Annotated in this window: 18 protein-coding genes; 13 read left to right on the top strand and 5 right to left on the bottom strand. The window is 40.2% G+C overall.

All coding sequences use genetic code 11. From position 1 onward, the window contains the following. The first annotated feature begins 2 nt into the window (after nt 1-2). From ACFW0C_RS06150 to ACFW0C_RS06125, 6 genes are all read left to right on the top strand, one after another. Nucleotides 3-665, top strand: coding sequence for a DUF6241 domain-containing protein (locus tag ACFW0C_RS06150; RefSeq protein ID WP_069286409.1), 663 nt, complete (start codon nt 3-5; stop codon nt 663-665). Between the two features lie 194 nt (nt 666-859). After that, nucleotides 860-1,198 (top strand): helix-turn-helix domain-containing protein, encoded by a 339-nt coding sequence (locus ACFW0C_RS06145; protein ID WP_069286410.1) that lies wholly within the window; start codon nt 860-862, stop codon nt 1,196-1,198. 354 nt (nt 1,199-1,552) lie between these two features. Further along, on the top strand, nt 1,553-1,855 hold the full coding sequence (locus tag ACFW0C_RS06140) for a helix-turn-helix transcriptional regulator (protein ID WP_107309496.1): 303 nt from the start codon (nt 1,553-1,555) through the stop codon (nt 1,853-1,855). A gap of 105 nt (nt 1,856-1,960) precedes the next feature. After that, nucleotides 1,961-3,145: an NADH-dependent flavin oxidoreductase gene (locus tag ACFW0C_RS06135; RefSeq protein WP_069286412.1), complete on the top strand. Its 1,185-nt coding sequence runs from the start codon at nt 1,961-1,963 to the stop codon at nt 3,143-3,145. A 213-nt stretch (nt 3,146-3,358) separates the two neighbouring features. Beyond that, nucleotides 3,359-5,068, top strand: a complete 1,710-nt coding sequence (locus ACFW0C_RS06130) for a catalase (RefSeq protein ID WP_378106253.1) — start codon at nt 3,359-3,361, stop codon at nt 5,066-5,068. A 42-nt stretch (nt 5,069-5,110) separates the two neighbouring features. Further along, nucleotides 5,111-5,671 carry a hypothetical protein gene (locus ACFW0C_RS06125; protein WP_378106251.1) on the top strand — a complete coding sequence of 187 codons (561 nt, stop codon included), beginning with the start codon at nt 5,111-5,113 and terminating at the stop codon, nt 5,669-5,671. 36 nt (nt 5,672-5,707) lie between these two features. On the opposite strand, the gene ACFW0C_RS06120 is transcribed toward ACFW0C_RS06125, so the two are convergent. From ACFW0C_RS06120 to lacA, 4 genes are all read right to left on the bottom strand, one after another. Continuing rightward, the gene (locus ACFW0C_RS06120) at nt 5,708-6,484 is read right to left on the bottom strand and encodes a DeoR/GlpR family DNA-binding transcription regulator (protein ID WP_378106250.1); all 777 of its coding nucleotides are present in this window, start codon (nt 6,482-6,484) and stop codon (nt 5,708-5,710) included. A gap of 131 nt (nt 6,485-6,615) precedes the next feature. Further along, nucleotides 6,616-7,548: a tagatose-6-phosphate kinase gene (lacC, locus tag ACFW0C_RS06115; RefSeq protein WP_378106249.1), complete on the bottom strand. Its 933-nt coding sequence runs from the start codon at nt 7,546-7,548 to the stop codon at nt 6,616-6,618. Between the two features lie 11 nt (nt 7,549-7,559). After that, nucleotides 7,560-8,072: a galactose-6-phosphate isomerase subunit LacB gene (gene lacB, locus ACFW0C_RS06110; protein WP_378106247.1), complete on the bottom strand. Its 513-nt coding sequence runs from the start codon at nt 8,070-8,072 to the stop codon at nt 7,560-7,562. 24 nt (nt 8,073-8,096) lie between these two features. Next, entirely contained in the window at nt 8,097-8,525 is a 429-nt protein-coding gene (gene lacA, locus ACFW0C_RS06105; protein ID WP_378106245.1) for a galactose-6-phosphate isomerase subunit LacA, read from the bottom strand. A gap of 213 nt (nt 8,526-8,738) precedes the next feature. Here lacA and lacD point away from each other — a divergent pair, with 213 nt between their 5' ends. From lacD to rlmD, 7 genes are all read left to right on the top strand, one after another. Further along, complete coding sequence (lacD, locus tag ACFW0C_RS06100) at nt 8,739-9,746, top strand: tagatose-bisphosphate aldolase (RefSeq protein WP_378106243.1); 1,008 nt, start codon at nt 8,739-8,741, stop codon at nt 9,744-9,746. 24 nt (nt 9,747-9,770) lie between these two features. Then, a complete protein-coding gene (locus ACFW0C_RS06095; protein ID WP_326132652.1) occupies nt 9,771-10,088 on the top strand; it encodes a PTS lactose/cellobiose transporter subunit IIA in 318 nt (105 codons plus the stop codon). 4 nt (nt 10,089-10,092) lie between these two features. Further along, nucleotides 10,093-11,805, top strand: coding sequence for a lactose-specific PTS transporter subunit EIIC (locus ACFW0C_RS06090; RefSeq protein ID WP_378106324.1), 1,713 nt, complete (start codon nt 10,093-10,095; stop codon nt 11,803-11,805). A gap of 22 nt (nt 11,806-11,827) precedes the next feature. Further along, nucleotides 11,828-13,249, top strand: coding sequence for a 6-phospho-beta-galactosidase (gene lacG, locus ACFW0C_RS06085; protein ID WP_378106242.1), 1,422 nt, complete (start codon nt 11,828-11,830; stop codon nt 13,247-13,249). 337 nt (nt 13,250-13,586) lie between these two features. Further along, entirely contained in the window at nt 13,587-14,171 is a 585-nt protein-coding gene (locus ACFW0C_RS06080; RefSeq protein WP_378106241.1) for a sugar O-acetyltransferase, read from the top strand. Nucleotides 14,172-14,207: 36 nt separating this feature from the next. Next, entirely contained in the window at nt 14,208-14,699 is a 492-nt protein-coding gene (locus ACFW0C_RS06075) for a DUF1456 family protein (RefSeq protein WP_378106240.1), read from the top strand. Between the two features lie 112 nt (nt 14,700-14,811). Beyond that, a complete protein-coding gene (gene rlmD, locus ACFW0C_RS06070; RefSeq protein WP_378106239.1) occupies nt 14,812-16,221 on the top strand; it encodes a 23S rRNA (uracil(1939)-C(5))-methyltransferase RlmD in 1,410 nt (469 codons plus the stop codon). 246 nt (nt 16,222-16,467) lie between these two features. On the opposite strand, the gene ACFW0C_RS06065 is transcribed toward rlmD, so the two are convergent. Further along, nucleotides 16,468-17,349, bottom strand: coding sequence for a polysaccharide deacetylase family protein (locus ACFW0C_RS06065; RefSeq protein WP_378106237.1), 882 nt, complete (start codon nt 17,347-17,349; stop codon nt 16,468-16,470). Nucleotides 17,350-17,375 lie beyond the last annotated feature (26 nt).

Genomic DNA, 17,375 nt, shown 5'->3' with positions numbered 1-17,375 from the left:
CGTTGAAAAAGGTATTAAATGCATTTTTAATTTTTTTAGCATTAGTAGTAGCGGGTGGGATTGTTGCTGTGGTCTACTTTAGTGTAAGTGAATCAGGCGAATCGAGTACCACCGCCGCGTCAAGTTCAGTAGCCTCGTCTACAAGTTCTACAGCTTCTAGTTCGAGCTCAAGTGCTTCATCTGAATCAGAAGAGAGCGAATCTGAGGAAGCAGAGAATTCAGAAGATGAAAGTGCAGAATATGAAGGTTCAGAAATCGAAAAAGCGCTTGCTCAAGAAGCAGATACTAAGGTTTTAATGGGTAGAGAATTATATGGTTCTTGGTTGCATATTGATATTACTCAAGAAAGCCAATTTCTAAATGCCATCCACTATATGACCCATCAAAAAGTTCAAGCCAACTCGAAACAGGGTGCGTTAGAAATCACACCAGAAAGAATCGCTATCATGCTTGAACAAGCTGAAGCATTTAGTGACTCTGCACACTATCCTTTCTACATTGAAGTGTTAACCGCTTGGAATGAAGGGGACTTCTCAAATGCCGTTTACGCCCACAATTACGTGTGGAACAGCAAAGATGGGGATATTGGGGAAGCTTATGCCTTATCAGACGATGATCAAGAAGCTGCCTTTGTGGAAGCTAACTTTAGAGATGTAGATATGTAACAGTTTGTTAGCATAATAAGGTAGAATGGGGTTGAGATCATCATGTCTCAGCCTTTTTTGCCTAATGAAATATATAAAAGGTGACTTTCATATCCAAGGTGCAAAGTTTTTTCTGAACTTAACCATACTGTGGTATCTTTAATAGCGTTATCTTTAATAATGCTTCAGTTCAAAAGTCTGAATGGAGGGATACAATGCTTATCGAATTTAATAACAAGGAATTCTATACAACAAAGGATTTGGCGCTATCGATTATCGGTGGTAAATGGAAGATTCCCATCATTTATCATTTATTGCAAAAGGAAGTGCTACGATTAAGCGAGTTTGAGCGCTTGTTGCCAGATATTAATCAACGGATGCTCGTTCGACAACTCAGAGAATTAGAACGCGACAAGGTGATTGAAAGAATAGTCTATCAAGAGTTGCCACCAAAAGTTGAATACAAGCTAACGGATATTGGTAAAAGACTGGATAATGTCGTCTATGCAATTTGTGACTGGGGCGACGAATTCCTAGAAGACTTGTCAAAATGACTGATGTCTGTCAGTCTGAAAAAACTAAAATACGCCGTTATACTGAAAGGAGAATCAGTATGACGGCGTATTTTTGGAAAGTTTCTTTTAACTGATGAGTAAGCTTGTGTTTAAAATTGGACGTTTTCGCATTTGATGAATAGGTTTAGCGACTAGGTTGCCATATATGGAATATGTGTCCATAACGATTCTCCTTTAAGGATTTAAAGCGACGGTTGTTATCTCTATTTTCCTGTATTCAAAATGAATATAAAAAAATATTAAAAAATATAGCTTGTTTGAGTCGATTTATTTTACATATCGAAATAACTCGATATGATAGATTTATATTTTGGAAACGGGGTAGGTGATTATTTGGCGGCGATAGATATTTTTAAGGCTTTAGCAAATGAACACCGCTTACTGATTATGCACTATTTGAAGAATCCAACGGCTTATTTCGTCCATGAAACGGATGTTGATATGACAGAACACGGGGTTTGTGTGGGGGAAATTCAACGGGTGCTTGGGTTAACCCAGTCTACAACTTCTCATTATTTAACCATGATGAGTAAGGCTGGTTTGGTGACGCCAACTCGGATTGGTAAGTGGACATACTACCGTCGCAATGAGGCAGCAATTCAGGAATTAAGTAAGTTTATAGATAAGGAAATATAGGAACTAGCTAATAAGCAACCTATATTTTAATCCAAACATATCGAATTTTATCGATATGACAGTCGAAAATAAATGATGAAGAAAAGTACAAAAGGAGCTAGCAGAATGACAAACAAATTAACGGACAAAGTAACCCTACGTCACGGAGCCGTTTTAAATAACCGGGTAGCCATGTCACCCATGCAATCCCAATCGGGTAAGCGCAACGGATTTGTGAGTGACGACACCTTGAAATACTACGGTGCCCGGTCACAAGCAGGAGGTTTAATCGTCACTGAATTCCATTATGTCAGTGAAAATGGGGGACCCGCCTACCATCCTGGCTATCCAGAACAATTAGCGGTTTATTCTGATGCCCACTTGGACGGTCTAACAAAATTAGCGACGGCCATGAAGAAAGACGGCAACAAAGCTGTCCTACAAATCCACCACTCAGGTCGAGCAGCAGTAGGTCAAGCGATTTCTGGTCAAGACGTTGTGGCACCATCAGCCGTTGACTTCGATTTCTTATCTTATCCAGTGCGTGAATTAACTGGTCAAGAAATTGACGACATTATCAAAGACTTTGGACGGGCAACGACCCGTGCGATAAAAGCCGGTTTTGATGGGGTTGAAATCCACGGAGCTAACCACTACCTATTGCAACAATTTTTCTCAGCCTTTTCAAATCAGCGAAACGACCAATGGGGTGGCAGCCTTGAGAAACGTATGGCCTTCCCATTAGCAGTTGTGAAAGAAGTGAAACGAGTAGTCGCTGAACAAGCACCAAGTGATTTTATCGTCGGTTACCGTTTAAGCCCTGAAGAAATTCACGGCGATGTGGTTGGTTACGACTACAGGGATGCTACAGCCTTAGTCTCTGAAATCGTGAAAAATGAACTCGACTATATCCACCTATCATTATGGGGAGGCTACAACTCTACACCAAACGAGGTGGACAAATCATACGCTGAATTATTCAAGGCCGTATTAGATGACCAAACTAAATTGTTAGCGGTTGGTGGCGTCTTTGACGAAGAAAGTGCTAAAGATGCTGTTGAAAACTATACAGATATCGTTGTTGTCGGACGCGGTACGCTAGTAGATCCACAATTCGGACGCAAAATCCAAGAAGGCCGTGGAGATGAAATCTTCCATGAAATTAGCCCAGAAAACATGGACTATGTCTCATGGACAGAAGGGTTGAAAGAAGCTTTCTCTCGTGAAGATTCATTAGGCTTACCTCCACTACCAGGTGGTGAAACCATTCGACACTTGCATACAGGTCGTTATGATATGTTAGGGAAATAAATAATAGTAGTTTAAAAGCGTTCATTTGAACGCTTTTTTTATACATGATTGTTCTTTTATAATTAGTCACTCGCTACTATAGGAAGGGTAAGTATTCATTAATTAAGGATTTATATTTGATAAATGTTTTTTATTAATTTAAAATAAGCAAAAATTTTGAGTAGTTTCCTAGCTAGTGGTACCCTTAAAGGATAAAAAATAGGAGGTTTTATTTTGAATAATCCAATGTCTAAAAACGGACTAGTCAACAGTAGCGTAAGTCGCAACCAAGTGGTGCCAAATAATCCAGCACTTCACACCGATGCAGGTGCGCCTGTTATCAACAACAACGATACCATGACTGCAGGTCGCCGCGGCCCTAGTGTATTGCAAGATACTTGGCTACAAGAGAAATTAGCGAATTTTTCTCGAGAAGTGATTCCTGAACGTCGTATGCATGCCAAAGGTTCTGGTGCTTATGGGACTTTTAGGGTAACCCATGACGTGACTAAATATACAAAAGCCAATATTTTCTCTGAAGTAGGGAAAGAAACAGAAATGTTTGCCCGTTTCTCAAGTGTTGCCGGTGAACGTGGGGCAGCTGATGCAGAACGTGATATTCGCGGATTTGCGCTTAAATTCTATACTGAACAAGGAAACTGGGATTTAGTTGGAAACAATACACCCGTATTCTTCTTACGCGAACCGAAACATTTTATCGATTTAAACCGCGCTATTAAACGTGACCCTAAATCGAATATGCGTAGTTCAAATACTAACTGGGACTTCTGGACTTCTTTACCTGAATCCTTACATCAAGTAACAATTACCATGTCAGACCGTGGTATCCCATCATCATACCGCTATATGCATGGATTTTCGTCACATACTTACAGTTTAATTAATGCGGAAAATGAACGTGTATGGGTGAAATTCTTCTTCCGTTCACAACAAGGGATTCAAAATTTAACTGACCAAGAAGCCGCGCACGTGATTGCTGAAGACCGTGAATCACACCAACGTGACCTGTATGACGCTATCGAATTTGGCCAATATCCAAAATGGACCTTATACTTCCAAATTATGACTGAAGAAGAAGCCAAACAAGTCAGCTTCAACCCGTTTGACTTAACAAAAGTTTGGCCAAAAGAAGACTTCCCATTTGTTGAAGTAGGGGAAATGGAATTAAATAAAAACCCAGAAAACTACTTCCAAGATGTTGAAGAAGCAGCCTTTAACCCAGCTAACTTAGTACCTGGTATCGGCGTTTCACCAGATAGAATGCTACAAGCACGTTTATTCTCATATCCGGATGCACAACGTTACAGAATTGGTGTGAATTATCATCAAATCCCAGTCAACTATCCGCGTGGTGTAAAAGATTTCCACCCATATAGCCGTGATGGTCAAGGGCGTATGGATGGAAATGGTGGTGGACAAATCAATGTTGAGCCAAATTCATATGGTAACTGGAAAGATCATAAAGATATGGCTGAACCACCGATGGATGCAGGTGATGTAGATTATTACGATTTCCGCGGGGATGATCATGACTATTACACTCAACCAGGTATTTTATTTAACCGGATGACTTCTGAACAACAGTTAGTTTTATTTGAAAATACTGCACGTGCAATGGGCGACGCGACATTGCAAATTAAACACCGTCATATCAACAACTGCTACCAAGCTGACCCTCGATACGGGGAAGGTGTCGCAGAAGCACTAGGTATTGACATCGAAGACGTTGACCTAACCCCAACGCCTAGAGACTCAGACCAAGCTAACCGCGAAGCCAATGCACGAGGCGCTGAAGACCTAAACGTCCCTACTGAGTCCGCGCAACCAGCATCAGCCAATGACCTACCAGAAGAAGGTCGTGATACCAACGTTCAAGATCCAACAAGCTTAACAGGTATTATGGACGACCCGTTCTTCTTATAATTGGCAACTGTTACTTGATTTATACATTTTTAGGAGGATATTATGATGAAAAAAGGACTTTACCCCGTAATCGGCATGGGTATTTTTGCCACATTAGTAGCCAGCTTACTTGGCACAACAACCATTTCAATGGGACTAGTTATGGGGTTGATGGTATTTGCCCTAATGATTGCGAGCACCTTGCAAGCTATCTTGACCAAAGAACATGACGCGCAGATACAAGCAGCATCAACAACTATTATCGGTTTAGTGATGGCCATTCTTGGTCACGTTGCCCTATCATTCACTGGTCTAGGCAACTTATTAGCTGGATCAGCCGTAGCCATCACCGGTTTCGTTGCTGTAATCGGTCTTGTAACGTATGCGGTAGCCACATTTATCGGTCAAACTGCTTCTGGCAAAATGACAGCTAAACGCCAATCTACCTTCAGCAAATGGACAAAGGGCCTACTTGCAGTGAGTACAACTGCGACACTTGTCCACATGATGGCCATTGACTTCTTGCGTGAAAATGTTGTATTTATGGGTTTAGTTACTTTCTATGTCGTACTAACAGCAGTTGCATTCGTGTATACCAACAGTAGACAAACTGTAAAAGTGTAAAAAATGAAAAGAAATCTCCAAGAATTAACTAAATGGTTAATTCTTGGAGATTTTTTCGTAGTCAGAAACTAGTAGAATGTTAGAATGATTAATGATACGTTCATACCGATGATCTTCATCATTATTAATGACTACAGCAGTTACGTCGTTTAAAGAATAGTAAGTGAAGAAGTCTTCTTTACCAACTTTAGAAGCATCGAGTAATAGATACCTTTCAGTTGAATTATTCAGGGCCAGTTCCTGCGTTTTTCCTTCTTCCAGGGTGGCAGTCATAATGCTGTTATTGATGACCCCATTGGCAGAAAAGAAAGCCTTGTGGAATTTTAGGTTTTCCAGTACAGCCAGCGTAATATAGCCATTAAAAGCTTGGGTGTTTTTCTTGATTTTACCACCGAGTAGGTAGACATTAATGTCTTTATCCGCCAGGGTATTGAATACCGGTAGGCAGTTGGTGTATACCTCGTAATCTTGCCGCTCCATCTTTTGAGCCATGATTTCCATGGTGGTACCAGGGCCCATGTAGATGATATCGCCGTCATTAATTAGCTCAATCGCTTTTTCAGCGATACGGTTCTTCTCGCTGATATTAATGACTTTTTTAGCGTCATGAGATAGTTCTTCTTTTGGATAGTCGCCTAGTGAAATGGCTCCCCCATGAACCCGTCTTAATGAACCACTTTCTTCTAGTTCTGTTAAGTCTCGTCGCACAGTCATATCTGATACATTCAATTTGTCAACGATATCAGTTACGGATACGGTGCCGTTTCGTTTAAGTAAATCTAAGATTAGTTCATGTCTTTTCTTTTTTAACATTGTTGAGTTCACCTCGTTTCCGGTTAATCATAATAGGTGTTTAGGTTAGCAATAGAAGCCTTATATATATCATATAACGAAATAAAGCTCTTCTCAAATACCTAGTATACTTGAAAAGAGCAGAAAATAAACTAATATTCGGTTACAACCACGCCATTAAATAGATCATCAAAATGATTGATATCAATATGACCGGTTATACGCTCCATAGTATTTAACATACCTGTGGTCATTGCCTGTTTAAGGAGGGGAATATCATCCAAATTGTCTTCTAAAGCACTGGCGATACCAGCCACCGTTGCGTCACCAGAGCCAACTGGGTTCACCACGTTGATATTTGGAATTGACACCTTGTAGTAACGGTCCCCGTGTTTAGCAAAAGCACCGTTACCCCCTAAAGACACGACAATCCATTCAATCCCCGAAAATAATTCATCAGCTAATACGACTTTTAAATTGGCTGCATCTGCACTCACTTTTTCACCTAATAAATCGGACAATTCCTCAATATTGGGTTTGATTACAGTAGGTTTAAATGGACTTTCTAGTACACTTGAAAGACTAGATTTGGACGTATCAAGCACGGTTTTCTTGTCTAAATCAGTGGCGATTTGAATCAGTTTTACATAGTAATCTTCATCTAAGCCCTTAGGTAAAGACCCAGAAATGGTAATGACATCAGCATAGTCAACAGATTGTTTGAAGTGAGCTAAGAAGGCCGCATTTTCATTATCTGTGATGGTGGGACCTGATTCTAAGACTTCAGTTTGTTGACCATCATGTAAGATGGCAATGCAATTTCTGGTTTCACCTTCGATAGATAAGAAATCTGATTTGATACCGTTTTTATTTAATTCCGAGACAATGCCTTCACCTAAATGTCCACCGATAAAACCAGTGGCGGTGACGGCTTTATTTAACTCGTGAATGACCCTAGTCACGTTAATCCCCTTACCACCTGCTGTCTTACCCACCTGGTCAGTTCTATTTGTTATGTCTAACTGTAGGTTTGGGATGGTGTATGAGATATCAACAGAAGGGTTTAAGGTTACAGTCAAAATCATATGTTCACCGCTTAATCGTGGTATTCGCCACGGTCCCATTTTTCAAGATACTCAGTAAATAAGTCAGGATTATCAGAATGATTGCTTGATTCAAGGTGGGTAATTTTGTTGATTAGGGTTTTATTTTCCTCAGATGGTTGATAGTCCTCTTTGATAAAGGCAGAAATGATATCTTCCATTAATAATTCACCAGTAATCATGCCACCGAAGGCGATCACGTTAGCGTTCAATTCTCTTTTAGAATATTGGGCAGTTGTCATATCTCTTACTAAAGCTGCACGAACGCCTGGCACTTTGTTGACGGCATTTGAAATTCCAACACCAGTACCACAAATCACGACACCAAGATCAGCTTCACCATTTGTTACTGCCTCACCAACTTTACGCCCAAAGATAGGGTAGTGGGTTCTCACATGATTATGAGTACCTACATCAACTACCTCATAACCTTGTTCTACTAAGTAATCTGATACGCGAATTTTAATATCTGTCACGATGTGGTCGCAACCAATTGCAATTTTCATAATTTTACCTCCGATTCTATTCCCTTAGCACATAGCGTTTAACATATCTACACGAATTTGGTGGCGACCACCGTCATAATCAGCAGATAGAAAGGCATCCACAATGTTTTCTCCTAGTTCGTGCCCCACAATTTGTTCACCTAATGTAATGATTTTTGAATTATTGTGTTCTCTAGTCATATAAGCAGACCGTTCATCAGAAACTTCAGCTGCAATAATCCCTTTAATTTTTGTGGCAGAAATGTATGAACCAGCACCATAACGATCAAATAAAATACCGCGTGCATTGTCATCTGCTAGAATTTTTTGGGCTACCTTAGTGGTAGATTCTACAAAATCCACGCTAGGTGTTTCTGATAGATCTTCAAAATCAATCTTATTTGTTTGTAAGTATTGTTTAATGACTTCTTTTAATTGCATTCCGTCCTTGTCAGCACCAAGATACACTTTCATAATATAACCTCCAAAATTTTATTTTTATATTTACAAACACATTGTAGAACATAAATAAACAAATATCAACAATAACAATCATAATAAATAAATGAATCAAATGAAAATATTATAAAAAGGCTTGACTACAAAGCGAAAGCGTTATAGTATCTAATTAAACAAAAAGAAACATAAAACAACACAAATTAACAAAAAGGCCACAAGGAGGATATTATGAAATTCGTATCAGAGGGTAAGTTAAATAAATTGAAACAGTTATCTACTAAGGAAGGGTTTATTTCTGCGCTAGCTATTGATCAACGGGGTTCATTGAAGAAAATGATCGCTCAAGCAGGGGAAACAGAAGATATTCAAAAGGCGGTCGAAACATTCAAAGAAGCTATTTCTGAAGAATTAACGCCCTACGCATCTTCTATCTTATTAGATCCTGAATATGGTTTACCAGCGGCAAAAGTGAAAGCGCCTTCTGCAGGTTTGTTGTTAGCTTATGAAGAAACAGGTTATGATGCTTCAGAACCCGGTCGTTTACCAGATTTATTACCAATCTGGTCTGCTAGACGAATTAAAGATGAAGGGGCAGATGCTGTTAAATTCCTTCTATATTATGATGCAGATGAAGATGTTGAAATTAATGAACAAAAACAAGCCTTTGTTGAACGGATTGGTTCTGAATGTAAGGCAGAAGAGATTCCTTACTTCTTAGAAATCTTGACCTATGATAAAGATATCGAAGATGCTAAATCGAAAGAATACGCTAAAGTTAAACCAAGAAAAGTCTTAGAAGCAATGAAAGAATTTTCTAAAGATAGATATGACGTAGATGTCTTGAAAGTGGAAGTACCTGTAAATATGAACTTTGTTGAAGGATTTACCGATGATGAACCAGTTTACTCTGCCGAAGAAGCGAAAGGCTACTTTAAAGCACAAGATGAAGCGACAGAGTTGCCATATATCTACTTAAGTGCAGGCGTAAGTTCACAATTATTTAGAGATACCTTGGTATTCGCCAAAGAAGCTGGCGCAGACTTTAATGGGGTTTTATGCGGCCGGGCTACTTGGAAAGAGTCGGTTGCCGTATTTGCTAATGAAGGAGAAGCTGCAGCCCGCGAATGGTTGAGCACGCAAGGTGTGGCCAATATTGAGGAATTGAATCAGACATTGAACGAAACAGCGGTGTCTTGGGAAAGTAAAATTGCCAGTAATTTAGTCGCAAGTAAATAAAATCAATTAACGGAGGTAACAGTGATGAATAAAGAAGAAGCAACTATGATAGGTTTTGAAATTGTCGCATATGCTGGTGAAGCGCGGTCAATTTTGGTGGAAGCTTTATCCAAAGCACGAAACGGTGAGTTTGATGAAGCTGAACGCTTGGTTGGTGAGGCCAATGAAAGTTTAGTAGACGCGCATAATGCTCAAACAGATATGCTAGCTAAAGAAGCGAGTGGTGAAAATATTGAATTAGGTTTCATTATGGTTCACGGGCAAGACCACTTGATGACGACCTTGTTGTTAAAAGAGATTGTAACTGATTTTATCGAACTATATCGTAGAGTAGGTGACTAAGATGATGGATCAATTGATTACTCAGATTGAGAAGATGAAGCCATTTTTCGAGAAACTATCTAGAAATATATACTTAAGGGCGATTAAAGATGGTTTTATATCCGCTATGCCTGTCGTCTTATTCTCAAGTATCTTCATGCTGATTGCTTATGTACCAAATGTGTGGGGATTCTACTGGAGTGATGAAGTTGTTGCCTTCATTGTAAAACCCTATACCTTCTCAATGGGGATTTTAGGGCTACTCGTTTCAGCAACAACAGCAAGGGCGTTAACAGATTCCTATAATAGACGTTTGCCAGCAACCAAGCAGTTAAACCGGGTTTCCACCATGATTGCGGCGATTGTTGTCTTCCTATTCCTTTCATCAACTGAAATTGCACAGGGGGAAGGGGATGCAGTTGTGGCAGGATTCTCATCTGGTTATCTCGGCACAACAGGGCTATTAGCGGCCTTTGTCGCAGCCTTTATTACCGTAATAGTCTATAACTTCTGTATGAAAAATGACATTGCCATTCGGATGCCAGAGGAAGTACCCCCAAATATCTCTCAAGCATTTACGGACGTTATCCCGTTTGCTATTGCAGTGGCCATCGCTTATGGTATTGACATTGCGATTCGTGCCTTTACAGGTGTAAGTTTTGCACAAGCTATAATACAAATGTTTCAACCCTTGTTTACGGCAGCTGATGGTTATGTGGGCATTGCCATCATATACGGTGCTATATCTTTCTTCTGGTTTATTGGTATTCATGGGCCTTCAATTGTTGAACCTGCTATTACAGCCATTGCCTTCTTAAACATGGATGCCAACTTGGCCTTAATTCAAGGTGGGGAACACGCAGCCAATATTATTACACCTGGCTTGCAATACTTCGTTGCAACCTTAGGTGGTACAGGTGCAACGTTTGTCGTACCTTACCTATTTATGTGGTTTGGCAAATCAAAACAAAATAAAGCAGTGGGGAAAGCGTCATTTATTCCAACCTCTTTTGGTGTGAACGAGCCAATCCTGTTTGGTGGACCATTGGTATTGAATCCGGTTTTCTTTGTGCCTTTTGTTTTAGCACCTATTTTAAATGTTTGGATATTTAAATTCTTTGTAGAAGTTATTGGAATGAATGGATTCTCTTATTTCCTACCTTGGCCAACACCAGGCCCTATCGGTATCATATTAGGGACGGGGATTGCGCCATTATCATTTGTTGTAGTGGCTTTACTAATTGCAGTAGATGCGATTATTTACTACCCGTTCTTTAAAGTTTATGATAAACAAATTTTAAAAGAAGAAATGAGTAATGATGCTGAAATTATTGAAGAACAAGCAGAAACTAAAGCTGAGGCAACTGAAGTTGGTGGAAATGACGGTCAAGTTTCAACTGGTAGTCATATCAAAGATGAAGTATCTGTCTTGGTCTTATGTGCCGGTGCAGGAACCAGTGGGCTATTAGCCAATGCCCTAAACAAGGGGGCTAAAGAATACGATGTGCCAGTTGTAGCAGGTGCCGGTGCTTATGGCGCTCACCAAGAAATTATGGGGAATTATGATTTAATCATATTAGCACCTCAAGTGGTGTCTAACTATGATGATATTAAAGAAGATGCCGACCGCTTAAATGTAAAATTAGTGAAAACTAAAGGGAAAGAGTATATCTCGTTGACCCGTGATCCAAAAGCCGCATTAGATTTTGTGGATACTGTATTAAGTAAAGACCAATAGTTAGAACAAAGTAAAGGAGATTATGATGAATTTACCTAAAGATTTTATATTGGGTGGCGCAACAGCTGCTTATCAAGCAGAGGGTGCAACAACAGCAGACGGAAAAGGTAAAGTTGCTTGGGATGATTATCTAGAGAAACAAGGGCGATTTAAAGCCAATCCGGCGAGTGATTTTTATAATAAATATCCATTAGATTTAAGATTATCACAAGAGTTTGGTGTTGATGCTATTCGTGTTTCTATCGCATGGTCACGTATTTTTCCTAATGGCGATGATGCAGAGGCGAATCAGGCAGGTGTAGACTTCTACCATAATTTATTCAAAGAAGCACGAGCTAGAGGTGTTGAACCCTATGTGACCTTACACCACTTTGATACGCCGGATGCTTTGCATAGTCAAGGAGACTTCTTGAATCAACACACGATTGATAGTTTCGTAAAATATGCAGCCTTCTGTTTTGAAGAGTATAAAGATGAAGTCAGCTACTGGATTACCTTTAATGAAATTTGGCCAGTAACCAGTGGGCAGTATCTAGTAGGAAAATTCCCACCAGCAATTACTTATGATTTTTCAAAAACACTGCAAGGCCAACATAATATGATGGTTGCCCATGCAAAAGCTATTAAGTTATTCAAAGATAAGCAATATGATGGTGAAATTGGGATTATTCATTCGCTAGAAACCAAGTATCCATATGAAGGTAAAAAAGAAAATGAACACGCTGCATTCCTATATGATGTATTGGCTAATAAATTTTTACTAGACGCAACCTATAAAGGCTATTATACGGATGAAATCATGGCTGGTGTAGATGAAATTTTAACTGCTAATGGTGGTGAAATTCAGATCACGGATGAAGATTTAGCTCACTTAGATGCAGCGAAAGATTTAAATGATTTCTTAGGCATCAACTATTATCAAAGTAATTTTGTCAGAGCATATGACGGAGACAACGATATCCACCACAACGGCACTGGTGAGAAGGGGACATCCGTCTTTGCCTTGCACGGTGTCGGGGAGCAAATGTTTGATATGGACATTCCTAGAAATGACTGGGATTGGTTGATTTATCCAGACGGCTTAAGAGACCAAATGATTCGGGTGGCAAAAGAGTATCCAAATTATAAGAAAATCTATGTCACTGAAAATGGAATGGGCTACAAAGATGATTTTAATACTGACTTAATCGATGACACCCCGCGGATAGACTACATCAGAAAGCATTTAATAGCTTGTACAGAAGCTATTGATGCAGGTGTTAACGTAGCCGGTTACTTTGTCTGGTCATTAATGGATGTATTCTCTTGGTCTAACGGTTACAACAAACGGTATGGTTTATTCTATGTCGACTTTGATACCCAAGAAAGATATCCGAAGAAGAGTGCCTACTGGTGGAAACAATTGAATGAGCATAGAGATTTAAGCTCAAACGATATAGGATAACAGGCGTTAGTTAACCATCTAAGGTGATATACTTTAGATGGTTATTTTGTCATTTTATTTTAAAAGCCACAAATTTTACTAGTAACCTTGCACCAATAATTGCAAATAATCTTCACCATAAAAAGAATTAAGTTAGCATGAAAGGTCGGGAATTAGCCCTGGCCTTTTTAATATGAGACTTAAAACTTAAATTTTTTAACGAAATCAGCACGTTAAGCGCGTCATTCAATCTAGACAAATTTGTAAATGATTAAGATGATAGTTATTTCTTCTTATAAATAGACTTTGTTATACTAAACAATAAGAAATAGGTTAATGATATAAGGAGTTTTAATCGATGACAAGCGAAAAAGACAAGATGTCAGCTGGGCTGATTTATGATGCCAACTACGACCAAGAATTAATTGACGCTAGAGCGGACGCCAAGGAATTGTGCTACGACTTCAATCATGCCCGTCCTAAAGAAGAAGCTAAGCGTCAAGACATTATCCGCCAGTTACTAGGCAAAACGGGCGAGAGATTTGAAATTGCAGGGCCATTTTATTGTGATTATGGGTTCAACATTGAAGTCGGGGAAAACTTTTATGCCAACCACAATTTAGTCATTCTAGACGGAGCTAAAGTTACTTTCGGAGATAATGTATTTATCGCACCAGACTGCGGTTTTTATACAGCCGGCCACCCACTAGATGCAGACCGTCGCAACAAAGGTTTAGAGTACGCCAAACCCATCACAGTTGGTAGCAACGTCTGGTTTGGTGGTGGTGTGAAAGTCATGCCGGGTGTAACGATTGGGGACGGGGCTGTCATTGGTGGCGGTTCAGTTGTCACAAAAGATATCCCAGCAAATATGATTGCAGTTGGAAACCCTTGTAAACCAATCCGTGAAATTACTGAAGCAGATGCCCGCCGTGATGGTTAATCTGTTATAATAAATATTGAGAGAGGTTGAGATAAAATGAATAATAATGACCGACTAACGCGCCTGCGTTATGCTTTAGATATCAAAGATGAAGATGTTGTAAAAATTTTCGACATGGGTGGGGCAAGTGTTACCGCTGATCAAGTACGTGCTTTCACTACTTCAACCCGTACTGGAGAAGACGAGTATGAACGTGAGTATGAAGAGGTCTTAGACAATGAACGCTTTGAGCGCTTTTTAAATGGGATCATCACTTCCCAGCGCGGCGTCCGTGAAGGGGCACCGGAACCAAAGCTAGAGTTAACTGACGACAATGCCAACAATCTATTATTGAAGAAAATGAAGATTGCCCTGTCACTAACTACAGAAGAATTACATGAGATCATGGAAGATGCTGGCGGCCGTTTAACTAAAAGTGAATTAGGTGCCGTCTTACGTAAAGAAGGCCACCGCAACTACAAACCATGTGGCGACCGGTACGCACGTAACTTCCTAAATGGGTTGAAAATGCGCTACCGCGGGGAATAAATTACCGTCCCATATATAGTAGATAATAGTAGAAATCAGGCTGGGGAAACCTAGTCTTTTTTCGTATAAACTGTTATAATTTCTTGACAATTGCCAGAAGAGGTGTGAAACATTGAAGAAAGATCTATATCCAACAGAAGTTCTTGAGGTAACAGTTGAGAAACTGGACCATACAGGCGTGGGGTTTGTGCGCTATATCCATCCGCCAGAAAAAGGCCCCCACGGAAAACATTTACTACTATTTATCGATAATGTCGTCCCAGGAGACAAAGTTCGCGTGACTGTGCCCAACGCCAAAGGACGTCATAAAGCCAGTCTATCATTTGACGAATTGCTGGAACCTAGTCCCATGCGGAATTTGGATATGCCAGTAGACCGAGAAATGGCTGCCGGCGCGCCCCTACAATTTATGAAATACGAAGACCAGCTAACCCACAAAGAAAATCTGATTAAGGGTTATTTAGCAGAAGATGGCTTTGATACCAACTTAGTCAAACCCATCATCGGCATGGACAATCCTTACCGATACCGCAATAAGATGGAATTAACCTTTGGCGTAGACGGGTCACTAGGTATGCACCAACAAGGAAATTACCGCAAAGTCATCGACTTAGAAGACTCCATCCTAGCACCAGAAGAGATGATTGCCATAAAAAAAGTTGTCTCCAAATGGCAGAAAGACTACAAATTCCCAGGCTTGGATAAAGATACTAAAGAAGGTTTGCTATGCAACCTATTGATGCGTCAATCATTTGCAACAGGAGAAATCATGGTCGCCATTTACGCTTTAGAAGCACCGGAAGCTTATACTGAAGCCATTGAAGACCTTACCCAACGCCTACTGAACGCGCAACCACGGATCGTTTCCTTCCAATGGTTGAAGAAAAATGGGGGCACCGAACGTTCGTATGACAATGATGTCTATCTCATTCACGGTCGTGACTATATCAACGACGAACTACAAGGTTTTAAATTCCGTATTTGGCCAGATACTTTCTTCCAAGTAAATCCTGTCCAAGCCAATAAGATGGTCGAAACAGCGATTGACATGGCCCAAGTCAAAGAGGATATGAAAGTATTAGACCTATTCTGTGGCATCGGGACTTTTTCATTACCATTAGCAGCCGCTTCAAAATCACTGGCAGGGATTGAAATCGTAGAGAACTCAATCAACTCAGCCAAACGAAATGCCGCGGATAACAACCTAGACAATACCTTCTTTATGGCCTCGGATGCCAGAACAGGATTGCGGGTTTTACCGGATGTTTGGGGACAACCAGACCTACTATTATTAGATCCACCGCGTAACGGGGCGGGCGGTAAAGTCATGCGTGCCATCGGTCGATTCGGCACCGACCGTATTGTTTACGTCTCATGCGGACCGAAAAGTTTAGCAGCCGACCTAGTTTGGTTACTCGACTTTGGCTACGAAGTCGTAGAAGTGCAACCAATCGACCAATTCCCTCATACCGCACATTTAGAAAACATTGTGCTGTTAAAGAAAAAAGAAATAAAAGATTAATTAAAACATGAAGTCTCTAGCTTCAACGCTATTTAGTAACTTTTGTTGATTAATAGATAGGTCCTCTGCTTTAAGGTAATTCATGAATACATTCAATAGTTACAGAATATAAATAAATGCTAATGATGATGGGTAATTTCTCAATATAGTCAAATTAATCACCAATACAAAAAAATAGTGAATGTTAACTTAAACAGACACTATCTTTTTGCTTGTATAAATATTTGTCAAAAAAGAGTGGTTAGATTATAAGTTAGCCATTTCGTCTCGGGTGGCAATGTCACGGGCGTCAACAAATTCGTAACCTTTGACTTGGATACCGTCTAGTATGGCCGGCATCGCTTCGTTGGTCCAAGTTAAGTCATGCATGAGTAAGTTAGCGCCTGGAGATAAGAATTCAGTGTTCACCATGACATCTGCTAGCGTCGCTGGGTCTGAATAGTTTTCGTCCCAATCAAAACCATACGACCAGTTCATCGCCACCATGTTTTCTTCTTCTAAAATCCCCTCTAATTCTGGGATGCCAATACCGTGTGGCGGACGGAAGAATTGTGGGCGATAACCAACAACTTCTTCAATGATATCTTGGTTACCAATAATTTCGTGACGCAAGGTTTCTTCGTCAGGCACTTGGTCAAGACTATAATGCGTAAGCGTATGGTTACCAATCACATGGCCCATGTCGGCAATCTCTTTTAATGCCTGTCGACCTTCTTCACCATCTTCCCCTTGTAAGTACATACCGTTGACGAAGAAAATCCCGTAAATGCCGCGATCGGCCATTGCTTGTGCTTCCTCTACTGACGATGTTGGTGTTTCGGGTAATTTCCTTGGTACATCATCGACAGTGGCGAGTACAACATTAGGGTTCGCATCCTCATTGGCCGGCAATACACTTGAGGTCTCAGGATCGATATAATAGTTAGCTACTTGATTATCTCTTTCTTCCTTAGTAGCCTCATCTGGGTCAGTGCTTTTTGCACCCTCACCACTATTAGTATCGGTAGCCTCTGAAAATTCACTAGAAATGGCTTGTTCTTGAGGCCCATCGCCATTTTCTTGTTCATTTCCAGCACAACCAGTTAAAAGCAAACCTGTTAATAATAGAATGGGTAATCTTTTCAACATGACCTATTCCTCCCTATAACATATAA

This window comes from Aerococcus sp. NPDC058936 (assembly GCF_042741995.1).
Classification (GTDB): Bacteria; Bacillota; Bacilli; order Lactobacillales; family Aerococcaceae; genus Aerococcus.
The sequence above is the reverse complement of the archived record's forward strand: the minus strand, read 5'-3'. Positions and strand labels throughout refer to the sequence as shown.